The sequence below is a fragment of the Spiroplasma endosymbiont of Melanargia galathea genome (assembly GCF_964031075.1).
Lineage (GTDB): Bacteria > Bacillota_I > Bacilli_A > Mycoplasmatales > Mycoplasmataceae > Spiroplasma_A > Spiroplasma_A apis.
In genome coordinates this window covers 794,152-805,912 of record NZ_OZ035000.1, presented here as the reverse complement: position 1 = coordinate 805,912, position 11,761 = coordinate 794,152, and the positions used below count along the sequence as shown (strand labels likewise).

Annotated in this window: 13 protein-coding genes; all 13 read left to right on the top strand. The window is 27.4% G+C overall.

Annotated elements, in window-relative coordinates; translation table 4 throughout:
• The first annotated feature begins 17 nt into the window (after positions 1-17).
• The 13 genes from AAHM92_RS03640 (at position 18) to AAHM92_RS03580 (ending at position 11,761) form a co-directional block, all read left to right on the top strand.
• Positions 18-380, top strand: a complete 363-nt coding sequence (locus tag AAHM92_RS03640; protein ID WP_023789746.1) for a hypothetical protein — start codon at positions 18-20, stop codon at positions 378-380.
• Between the two features lie 25 nt (positions 381-405).
• Positions 406-876 carry an rRNA maturation RNase YbeY gene (gene ybeY, locus AAHM92_RS03635; protein ID WP_500222055.1) on the top strand — a complete coding sequence of 157 codons (471 nt, stop codon included), beginning with the start codon at positions 406-408 and terminating at the stop codon, positions 874-876.
• Positions 877-897: 21 nt separating this feature from the next.
• Positions 898-1,302 carry a diacylglycerol kinase family protein gene (locus AAHM92_RS03630; protein ID WP_023789742.1) on the top strand — a complete coding sequence of 135 codons (405 nt, stop codon included), beginning with the start codon at positions 898-900 and terminating at the stop codon, positions 1,300-1,302.
• Positions 1,303-1,314: 12 nt separating this feature from the next.
• Entirely contained in the window at positions 1,315-1,719 is a 405-nt protein-coding gene (gene cdd, locus AAHM92_RS03625) for a cytidine deaminase (RefSeq protein ID WP_500222053.1), read from the top strand.
• Positions 1,720-1,807: 88 nt separating this feature from the next.
• On the top strand, positions 1,808-2,545 hold the full coding sequence (locus AAHM92_RS03620) for a hypothetical protein (RefSeq protein ID WP_500222052.1): 738 nt from the start codon (positions 1,808-1,810) through the stop codon (positions 2,543-2,545).
• 11 nt (positions 2,546-2,556) lie between these two features.
• Positions 2,557-3,270, top strand: a complete 714-nt coding sequence (locus AAHM92_RS03615; RefSeq protein WP_500222050.1) for a hypothetical protein — start codon at positions 2,557-2,559, stop codon at positions 3,268-3,270.
• 125 nt (positions 3,271-3,395) lie between these two features.
• The gene (locus tag AAHM92_RS03610; RefSeq protein WP_500222049.1) at positions 3,396-4,067 is read left to right on the top strand and encodes a hypothetical protein; all 672 of its coding nucleotides are present in this window, start codon (positions 3,396-3,398) and stop codon (positions 4,065-4,067) included.
• Positions 4,068-4,078: 11 nt separating this feature from the next.
• Positions 4,079-5,218, top strand: coding sequence for a hypothetical protein (locus AAHM92_RS03605; RefSeq protein WP_500222047.1), 1,140 nt, complete (start codon positions 4,079-4,081; stop codon positions 5,216-5,218).
• A gap of 19 nt (positions 5,219-5,237) precedes the next feature.
• The gene (gene era, locus AAHM92_RS03600) at positions 5,238-6,140 is read left to right on the top strand and encodes a GTPase Era (RefSeq protein ID WP_023789730.1); all 903 of its coding nucleotides are present in this window, start codon (positions 5,238-5,240) and stop codon (positions 6,138-6,140) included.
• Between the two features lie 9 nt (positions 6,141-6,149).
• The gene (gene recO / locus AAHM92_RS03595; RefSeq protein WP_500222046.1) at positions 6,150-6,932 is read left to right on the top strand and encodes a DNA repair protein RecO; all 783 of its coding nucleotides are present in this window, start codon (positions 6,150-6,152) and stop codon (positions 6,930-6,932) included.
• A 118-nt stretch (positions 6,933-7,050) separates the two neighbouring features.
• Positions 7,051-8,418 (top strand): glycine--tRNA ligase, encoded by a 1,368-nt coding sequence (locus tag AAHM92_RS03590; protein WP_500222044.1) that lies wholly within the window; start codon positions 7,051-7,053, stop codon positions 8,416-8,418.
• A 14-nt stretch (positions 8,419-8,432) separates the two neighbouring features.
• Positions 8,433-10,355: a DNA primase gene (dnaG, locus tag AAHM92_RS03585; RefSeq protein WP_500222042.1), complete on the top strand. Its 1,923-nt coding sequence runs from the start codon at positions 8,433-8,435 to the stop codon at positions 10,353-10,355.
• Positions 10,356-10,357: 2 nt separating this feature from the next.
• Positions 10,358-11,761 carry a sigma-70 family RNA polymerase sigma factor gene (locus tag AAHM92_RS03580; protein ID WP_500222040.1) on the top strand — a complete coding sequence of 468 codons (1,404 nt, stop codon included), beginning with the start codon at positions 10,358-10,360 and terminating at the stop codon, positions 11,759-11,761.

The window sequence follows — 11,761 nt, the reverse complement described above, 5'->3', positions numbered from 1 at the left end:
TCTCTAATAGGGTTTTAATGTATTTATATTTATCAATTGTAGTTACAATAAGTTTAATTGGAGTTTTATCTTTTATCAAAAAAAGCGATGTTTCTTTAGCTACTATTTATATCAAAGAATCAATGAAAGAAACAGGTGAAGTAGTCCAAGAACCATATATTTTAACAACAGAGAAGATTAATATTTCAAATATTAAATCGGTAAAAGTGGAATTTATGAATGGTTACCAGAACTTTGGTAATGAAGTTTTAAAGTATAAAGATGGTTTATTAACAATAAAAGAAGAGGTTGTAAGTAATATAAAAAAACTGAATGGTAAAATTTGGTTATACAAGGAAAAAATATCTTTGCTAAAATACCTATTAAATAGTTTCTTTTAATTGATATAATTTATTTGGTGACTTTATGGACGATTTAAATTTTATTTATGATGATAATAGCGAAGAATTAAAATACTATGAATCTGTATTTTCTCAGTTAGTGAGAATCACAAAAGATGTTCTTAACATTAATAATAGTTTAAGTATGTCTATTAATTATATAAAAGATGAAAAATCACTTGAATTGAATAAGAAGTATCGTAACAAAGATTATATTGGAGATGTTATCTCTTTCCCGATTGATGATGATTATGGATTGTATGAGCAATTAGATTTTAGGGAAATTGGTGATATTTTTATAACTTATCAAGAGGCAAAAAGAAAAGCTGACCAATACAATCATGACATTAAAACTGAAATGTGTTGATTATTTGTTCATGGATTGTTACATATCTTAGGCTATGATCACGAGTTGAGTGATAAAGATGAAAAAATTATGTTTGCGCTTACGGATAAAATATTAAATAAAATAAATGTTAAATATAAAATAGTATAATAAATTTCATAGGAGATAATTATGTCGAATAAAATTAAGAAAAAATCCAAAGTTGGAATAAGAGTTAAAAACAAATTTGGAAATGCAGCAAGAGGGATTGCTACTGCATTTAAAGAAGAATCCACTTTAATTGTGTACTTATTCGCTATTTTGTTCTGTATAGGATTTGGAATTTGATTAAAATTAAGTTACATTCAGTGGTCTATAATTTTGATTACAATCGGTGTTTTAATTGGTTTCGAATTTGTTAACACTTCTATAGAAAATTTTGTAGATTTACTAAGCTTTGAATATAATATACAAGCAAAAAAAATAAAAGATATATGTGCTGCTGCTAGTATAATAAATGCATTTATTTCGGTTGTTGTAGGATTTTTGATTTATCTACCGATGTTAATTGAAAAAATATCAAGTATGATCAATTAAAAGGAGTAAGTTATGAGTTATACATTCGACAAAGTATATGAAGAATTAAAGGAACTAAGGGTCTTTTCGTATTCTCCATACTCAAATTTTAGGGTTTCTTGCATCATTTATTTAAAAAATGGCAAAAAAATAAAAGGGGTTAATGTTGAGAATGCTGCATATAACCCATCTATTTGTGCAGAAAGAACAGCAATTTCACAACTAGTTACACAGGGTTATAACAAAAATGATGTTGATTTTTTAGCATTATACACTGATTCTAAGGGTTTTGGTTCACCTTGCGGTACTTGTAGACAAACATTGATGGAGTTGCTTGAACCAGAACAAAAAATGTGGGTTTATAATGCTGATAATTTTTTAGGTGAATTTACATTGAACTCGTTTCTGCCTTATTTTTTTTCAAAAAATAGCTTGTAAGTTAACATTTTAACTAAAAGTCCTATAAAATAAATTAATAATTAAATTTAACTACACTTCAGTGTAGTTTTAATTTAACGGAGGAAAAATGGCTACTAAAACTTTAAATCTCTTTAAAAAACCTATTGTTTGAAATGAAATAGGCGCAAGAGCAATTAGCGGTTATGCTATGATTTTGGGAATACCTTGCTCATTTCAAGAAATTAACGATTTTATAATTAATAGAGAATTTTTAGACCCAAATGAAGATCATGGATTTGAAGATGAAATTGTTAATATGGCAAAGTCTTGGGAATCTTTAAAAGAATTAATATTGGAAACTAAATACAATATTGAAAGTAAAAATGTGGAATCAACAATTGAAATTAGTCAACTTTTAGACGTTTATACAAAATTAGATCCAAAAAAAACTTATAGAGATTATTTTTTAGGTGAATCGGATGAAAGCAAAGAATTCATCCAGTCTATCAATGATGTCTTAAAACATTTATCAATTGAAGAAAGTCATGAATCTACTTTAGAATATATGGCAACTTTTTTTATCGAACAATGTATCAAAAAACCATTAGGTGAGTTTACGGACCCATTTATTTTTTCACTTATTGAAGGACTATTGATATTTAAAGATGTATCACCGCTAGTCTTTATAGATGAAGACGAGTTTTTTAATGAAATATATAATCAACATACTAAAACAGTGGAGATTTGCTCAACTATACCGCAAAATCGATGAATTGAAAATACGATATTCAGACAATATGTTAATTTATGAATTAATAAGTCAGAATATTATTTAGAAATTAATAAAGAAAACTTTGATTTTTAGTGGAGGTCTTAATGAGTAAGAATATTTATGATATACCTTGAGATAAAATTGACAATAATATTTTATGCAATTTGTCCTATTTAGAGGGTAGAACTTTCTTGTGAGAGGAATTCGAAGACTTCATTTCTAATAATACTGGCATACAAGATGATAAAGAAGATTTGTTTGAAGAAGAAATTTATAATTTATTAAATTCTTGAACACTTGTAAAAAAACTAATTATTTTTGAGATTGAAAACAAATTAAATTATAAGTATAGAAAAGTAAGATTGATTCATGATATGCGAAATGTTTACTCCAACATTGATCCTTCAAAAAGAATGATTTATAGATTTAATATTCTTAAGCCCTCTGGTTATAAATTTTTGAAGGACTTATTTAAGCTATTTAAAAAAGTAAGTAGTGGAGATAATTATTTTTCTACAATTCAAACATTACTATATTTTTATATTGATAATACAATGAATCACACATTTGGTAAGTATTCCAGAGAATTATTTTGTCTTCTTTTCGAAGCTTGCTTATTAATAAAATTCAAAACACCATTGATATTCAGTCAAGACGAAGTTAAGGCTTTATCCGATATATGTGAAATTGTCAGAAAAAAATGTTTGTGCATTGAAAAAAGACATTGAAGTAACCTGATAGAATTTAGACAACTATTGAATACATTAGTTTCAACCTACGAGCTCAATAAAATAAATTATGTTCTTGGTGAAAGTTAATTAACATAATCAATATTATTACTTTAAGATAACTAAATATCAAATAAGAATAAAATAACTAAGAATTTTCTTAGTTTTTTTTATATAATGAATAATATGTCACTCGTAAACAAGGAGAAATTATAATGTTTCAAGAAAATACAATAGTAACAGATATTTTGTCAATTATTGGCCTTGTTATAATAGTTTTATCACCATTTTATTTCTCAATGTTACATCGTAAAATACTAAATGGTCGTTTACACACGAAAGTTGATGGCGAAAAACTTTTTGAAAAGTTGAAATATGATTTAAAATTATCAAAAATAACAGGTGTAGATAAAAAAAGATTATACAGAGATGTTGATTATGCAAAAACTATATTCCGAGGTGCAATGGAATATAACTCAAGAGAATTAGTATTATATTTCAATGAGTTATTTGCAAAAAGGTTCATACACAAAACAATCAATAATAAGTCGTTAGTTCACTTTTTGATATGGATTGTAACTATCGGAATTATTATGGGTGGATCTCTATTTGATCTTTGATATTGATTAACTAATATGAAGTCTATGGATAAATCTTCTGGGATTGTTTCAATATGAGTTATGTTTTTTATAGCTTTTATTGGTACAGGTATTAATAAATTTTTAGAATTTTTCAAAGTGAAAACTGTTGTTAATGATGAAGTACGAAGAATAAATTTAGCTAAAAAAGAAAAAGTATGAAAGGATTATGTGATTGTATTTTGGTGTTCAATCGGCACTGGTGTTTTTGGTTTTTTACTTATATTCATCAATATATTCATCACGTAGGAGGATAAAATATGGGACATATGAGTAAAAATATTGAGGGTAAACTTGGTGAAGTTTTCACAAAGAGATTTTTAAAATCAAAATATGTAAATATGGTCTCAGAAGGAGATTATTTAGCTAGATTAAGTAGTTGTTGTAAGGCTACTTGAGCTATGATATTTCAATGTCTTTGAATTGCATTCTTTTTATATGCAAGATTTATTGTTGGTAAGCAATATAATAATTCGCTTATAAGTAATGAGGCTATGTCTTGACTATATAAAGAACAATTATCAGTCTTAAATAGTTATATATACATACAAATTTACCATATATTTATATTATCAACTGTTCTAATTGTCATGTTGAATATGACTATGGGTGTTGGTACAACTATTTACACCGTCTTTTTTAACCTACTATTTATTTCAGAAGCTTTATTGTATGGAAGTTTTATATTTATATTAGATTGAACAGGTTTACTTCATTCATTTAAAAATATTTCTTTCATTTGGGAAGTATTAAAAACTCAATGGTTATGATTGCTTTGCATTTTTATAGCAGTTTGATCATTTATTCCTATGTGTTCTATATTTAAGGATGTTAATATGCTTAATAGAGAATGAATTAGGGTAGATAGATATAGAAAAACAGAGGATAAAGAGAACGCATTTGTATTTAAAACATGAGTTACCCCAGGAGAAATCAAATCTAGAAAAGGGATGATTATTGCAGGGTGATTCGCTATCTTAACGGCCTCAATTTTCGAACTATGTGATGTGTTTATTGATACTAATTTTACTGTAATGAAATATATTATATTGATTTTCGGGTATGTAGTTTTTCTAGGTGCCTATGTAATACCATATAGTAAAATAAGTTTAATTTTTTATTGAGTTAATCAAACATTTTTGTTATGTTTATTTATTTATAGCTTATATTTGGTACAAAATAAGGCTTACATTAGTGGCTATAGATATTATTATGCATATCTTGCGATCTTTATACCTTGGTTTTTAAGTTTTAAAGCATCGATTCGTTACACATGAACTATCAAAGATAGGGAAGAAATTAAAGCAATAGTTCTTAATAGTTTTGAAAGTCAAGATGAATTTGAGGAATTTTTAGAAGAAAGAAATAATAAATTAAAAGAAGCTGCCACAACGATTTAGCTTCTAAGGAGAAAAAAACGTGGACAATATTAAATCAGGATTCATAGCAATCATAGGTAGACCAAATGTTGGAAAATCTACCTTACTTAATACTTTATTATCTAAAAAAATAGCCATTGTAACAAATAAGGCACAGACTACTAGAAACAGAATTAATGGAATTCTAACAAAAGAGGACTGCCAATATGTATTCGTTGATACACCAGGGGTTCATAAACCTCACAATGAGTTGGGTAAATATATGAATAAAGTAGCTTTGCAAACTACTAAAGGTGTAGACCTAATATTGTTTTTAGCACCTTCGGATGAATTTATCGGAGAAAATGATAGATTTGTACTAAACGCTCTTAAAGAAAGAGATCTACCAGTGTTTTTGATTATAACTAAAGCAGATTTAGTTGATGAAAAAAGTATGGACATTAAAATCAAAGATTGAAAAAACCAAGGTTTTAACTTTGCTCAAATTATAAAAGTTTCTTCTACTATGAACTTCAATTTGGATGTTTTACTAGAAAAAATAAAAGAAGTTTTACCTGAAAATGGTGTTAAGTTTTACCCTGATGACCAATATACAGATCAACCCGAAAGATTCATGATACGTGAAATAATAAGAGAAGAAATATTGCTCCAAACTGAACAAGAAATTCCACATAGTGTTGCTATATTAATAGATAAGTTTGAAGAAAATAAAAATATTATAAAAGTGATTGCATCTATTATATGTGAACGCACTAGTCAAAAAGGAATTATTATTGGAAGCAAAGGATGCAAAATCAAGTCCATTGGTATTGAATCTAGAAAAAAATTAGAAGAACTTTTTACAAAGCAGTTTTATTTAGAGTTGTTTGTTAAAACTAAGGAAAAATGAAAACAATCTGCCTCCTTATTAAAACAACTTGGTTATGATAAGGATAGCTATTAAAAACTTCAAATGAGTGCTATTAAAATAGATGCTTTTGTAATAAGTAACGAAGATTATGAAGAATTTGATAAAATTTTGATGGTTTTTACGAGACAATATGGAAAACTTAATTTATATGCTCCTGGTGTTAATAAAAGCACCTCTAAAAACAGCTACTCTGTTCAAAATTTCTCGTATAGTCATTTTGAAATATTCAAATCCAAGAGAAGCGATAAGTATAGTAAATTAAAAACTGGATACTTAATAAAAGATTATTATGCTATAACAAAAAGTTTCACCAATTATGTCTATTGTTCAATAATTATGAAAGTTACAGAACAAATATTCGAATTTGGTCAAAAAAACTACAAGTTTTTTGATGCATTAGTAATTTGTATGGAAAATATGGAGTCAAACAGAGATGCATTTAAAAACTACTTAATGTTATTGTTTTTTCTACTTCAAAATAGCAGGTATAAATTTCATATTTCAAAATGTAGTAGATGCAGAAAAACTAATAATCGCTTTGTTAGGTTTGAACATTCTAATAAAACTTTAATTTGTTATAAATGTATTTGACCCGAAGAAGTTAAGCAACCTATATCTTTCATAGATTTAATAACAACTTTCGATAGTTTGTCTTTTTTTGAAATCATACAAAAGAAATATAACCCACATGATTTAATTGTTTTACACAATATATTATTGGATTATTTCGAGTATGATTTAGGCTTTTATATACCACCTTCAAAATTATTGAAGAACACTTCCGCTACGAACTTAAACCAGAAGTTCATCGATTTATATAAATAACACTTATAGTAGGTTGACAAAAACTAGGTATACATAGACAATCAATAGGGTACAAATAGTGTGTAAATCAACAAACGATATCAAGTTTGTTTTTTTATTTGTAAGGAGTTTAAAAGAAATGAAATTAGAAATTGATAAATTAATAGCACATCTAAAATCGCAAGGATTTGTGTTTCAAGGCTCAGAAATTTATGGAGGTTTAGCTAATTCATGGGATTATGGACCGTTAGGTGCAGAAATGAAAAATAAACTAAAAAAAATGTGATGAGATTTTTTTGTTAGAAGAAATCCTCATAATATTGGATTAGATTCTTCAATTATTCTTAATAGTAATGTTTGAAAAGCTAGTGGTCATTTAGGTAACTTTAATGATCCTTTACTTGATTGTAAAAATTGTAATTCTAGATGAAGAGCTGACAAACTTATTGAAGAAAAGTTTCCAGATATGAATGTTGGTGGTTGGAAAAACGAGGAGTTAGAAAACTTTATACAAGAAAAGCAAATAGCTTGTCCAAAATGTGGTAAGTTAGATTTCACAAATATAAGACAGTTTACTTTAATGTTTAAAACTAATCAAGGTGTTGTTGAAGATGACTCTTCAATTGTTTATCTTAGACCAGAAACTGCACAAGGTATTTTTACTCAGTACAAAAATTGTCAAAGGTCTTTAAGAATGAAATTACCATTTGGAATTGGACAAATCGGTAAATCTTTTAGAAATGAGATAACACCAGGTAACTTCATATTTAGAACTAGAGAATTTGAACAAATGGAATTAGAGTTTTTCTTTTCTCCTGATGATAGTTTTGATTGATTTGATTATTGACAAAATAAAGTAGTTTATTTTTTGGAAAATAAAGTTCAGCTTAAAAAAGAAAATTTCATTTTAAGAGCACATAGTGAAGATGAACTTTCACATTACTCAAACAAAACTACTGATATTGAATTTAAATTTCCTTTCGGAGTTGGTGAATTATGAGGAATTGCTCATAGATCAGATTATGACCTTTCTCAACACCAAAAGTTTAGTGGGGAAGACTTGTCATATTTAGACCCTTTAACTAATAAAAAAATAATACCACACGTTATTGAGCCAAGTGTTGGTGTGGAAAGACTAATGCTGGCTATTTTATGTCAAAGTTACTATGAAGAATCTTTAGAGTCTGGAACAAGAGTTGTTTTAAAATTACCTTATGCATTAGCACCATACTCATTAGCTGTTATGCCTCTTCAAAAACAACAAAAAGAAGAAGCTTATAAATTATATGAAAATCTTTTATTGGATTTTGATGCAACATTTGATGAAACAGGTAATATAGGTAAGAGATATAGAAGACAAGATGCAATAGGTACTCCATTTTGTATAACTATCGATTTCGACACTGAAAATGATGGTTGTGTAACAGTACGAAATAGAGATACAATGGAACAAGAAAGAATTAATGTAAAAGATTTAAAATCATACTTATTGAATAAACTTTCTTAAGAGGAAAAAGATAAATGAAAATCTCACAACAACAGATTGACAACATTATACAATTAACAGATATCAGTGAAGTGATTGGTAAATACTTAGATTTACAAAAAAAAGGTAGAGATTACAGGGCTGTTTGTCCATTTCATGATGATTCATCTCCATCTTTAATGATATCTAAGGAGAAAAAAATCTTTAAATGTTTTGTTTGCGGCACAGGTGGCAATGCAATAACTTTCTTACAAGAATTTAATAATATAAGTTTTTATACGGCATTATCTTTACTAGCAAAAGATTTAAACATAGTTATCGAGGGGTTAAATAATTTAGAAGATAAACCAAAAGTCTCTTCTTTCGAATCAAGATTATTCGATTTGAATAAAGAAGCCGCTAAATTTTTTAATGGATTATTACTTACTAGTGAAGCAAAAAAAGCTCGTAACTATCTTACAAATAGAAATATATCTTCACAAGAAATAGAAAAATTTAAGATTGGTTACTGCCCAGGTAATTCAAATTTGTATTCATTTCTTAAAGGCAAAGGTTTCACAAAAAAAGAAATAGAAATATCAGGACTTATTTATACTCAAGGAGTTAATCAAGTACCGTTTTTTAAAGATAGAATAATTTTCCCTATTACAGATATAGATTCTAATATTATAGGTTTTTCTGGAAGAGTAGTAGATCCAAATGATACACCTAAATATAAAAACAGTAGTGAAAACAATGTATTTAAAAAATCTCAGTTAGCTTATAATTTAGAAAATGCAAAAAAAGAGATTAGAATCAAAAACGAGATTTTAATATTGGAAGGTTTTATGGATGTTATAAGTTTAGAAAGAATTAATATAAAAAACTCTATTGCAATCATGGGAACAACTTTCTCAAACTTTCATCTAGATTTGATAACAAAAGTTACTAAAAACATAAAACTCTTTTTAGATGGTGACAAACCAGGAGTTATGGCCGCGCTAAAAATCGCAAAGTTTCTTATGTCAAAGAGGTTAAATGTAACAATAATTCAAAATGATACATCTAAGGACCCTGATGAATTAGTTACAGCAGGTGAAGTAAATTTAATTAATCAAATGATAGCTAATTCAAAACATCCAGTAGACTTTGCAATTGACTATTTTGTTAAAGAAACTGATTTGAATGACACATTACAAGTCGATAATTTTATTAAAAACGTTATTGATGTTTTACAATATGAAAAAAATGAAATTATTTCAGCTAAGAACATCAATAAAATTTCTGAGTTAACAAATATAGATAAATCTCTTATAGAGAAAACTTTAGCAAAGACAACTCCAAATATATTTGTTAAGGAAGAGAAACCAAAAGCGGAATTCATTCCTCCATATATTATTGGTAATGAAACACAAGATAATGGATTTTTTATACCAAATTATGAATTGCAAGAAAAAACACTAAACTTAGTTACTAAAAAAAGTTTTGATAATAACTTAAATAAACGGGATTTTAATAGGATTAAATCTGCAAAAAATAAAGCTGAGTCGGCAATAATTTTAGAACTTTTAAGAAGTGATGAAAATGCTAAGGTTATTGAAAAAAAATTAAATTTATTTGAATCCAGTTCATTACGAACGATAGCTAAGTTTATAATAGAACAATACCGAGAAAATAAATACAATGGTAATGATTTTGAAATAATTGCTAACGCGGCTTCACAAATAAGCCGTAAATTTCAAGAAATTCTATATAATATAAATAACTTGAACTTTGCTTGAGTTCAGAATAGGTTATCGGAAAAAGCAATAGAAGATATTTTTGATACAATCGAGATTTATCGTTTAAAATTAGAAGAAGAAAATTATATCAATAAATTAAAATCAACTAACAATTATCAATTAAAGAAAGACCTTATGTTGCAAATTGACAATATTAGAAAACAAATACAGGTTGTAGAAAAAAAGAGAGGAAATTAACAATGGCATTAAATTTAAAGAAATTTGAAACAATGGAGGAATTTAAGGAGTATCTTTTTAGTTATTTAGAAAAAAATGATAATGAAATTGCTCAAGAAGAAATACAAGAAGTCATCTTTAAAAAGTTCAAAGATGTAGATGACGATGAAATTGGAGAATTGTTTCAAGAACTAGCTTCTAGAAATGTAGTTTTTACCGATGAATTGATAGAAGAAGAGGATTTAGAAAAATTAACTTCGAACCTTGAAGAAGAAGATGGTGAATCAGCTTCTGATTTAGCTGAAGGTTTTGCAAAAAGAAAAAAACAACAAAAAGATATCAAAAGCGCAAACCAAAACAGCGGTCCTGTAAAATATAGGGTTGGTGGTATCAGTAATGAAACAAAAATACAAGATATCATAAAGTCATACTTTAATCAAATTGGTTCATCTAAGATTTTGACAAAAGATGAAGAAGTTATATATGCGAAAATGTTAGAAGATGATGATCCAGAAATCAGAAAAGAAGGTAGAGACAAACTTATAACTTCTAACCTTAAGCTTGTAATTTCTGTAGCTCGTAAACACTTGAATAGAGGTTTAGATTTTGCCGACCTTATTGAAGAAGGTAATATTGGTTTGATGAAAGCTGTTGATAAATTTGACTATACAAAGGGTTTCAAATTTTCTACTTATGCAACTTGATGAATTCGTCAAGCTATAACTAGAGCAATCGCTGACCAAGCTAGAACAATACGTATACCAGTTCACATGGTTGAAACTATAAATAAATTAACAAGAATCGAAAGACAATTAACTCAAGAGTTAGGACGCGAACCAACATCTAAGGAAATAGCAAAAAACTTTGGTAAAGGAATAACACCTCAAAAAGTTGTTGAAATTAAAAAGTTATCAATAGAGCCAGTTAGTTTAGAAAAACCATTCGGTGATGAAGATGATACTCATTTTGGTGACTTCGTTGAAGACAAAGACATTTCTTCTCCTGACGATTATGCAGAAAAAGAAGCACTAAGAGAAGTTATTGATGATGTATTTGCAGAACTGCTTGCACCTAGGGAAGAAAAAGTTATAAGAATGAGATTTGGAATTCTTCCAACTAAACTTAGAACTTTGGTTAGATTGGCAGAGGAGTGCGAAGATGACTCTTATGAACAACTAAAAGAAACTATCAGTGATTTAGATATACACTATGATACTTCGATTGAAAAAATTCAAAGATATAGACATCCGATGATTCAATTGCATTTATCTAAGTATGATTCACCAAAAACTTTAGAAGAAGTAGGTAAGGAACTTAAAGTAACAAGAGAGAGAATACGTCAAATTGAAGCTAAAACTATTAGAAAGTTTAAGCCTTCTGCTTCAAATCCAAAAGCGAAGGTATTAAGAGATTTCTTTAAAGGTTAA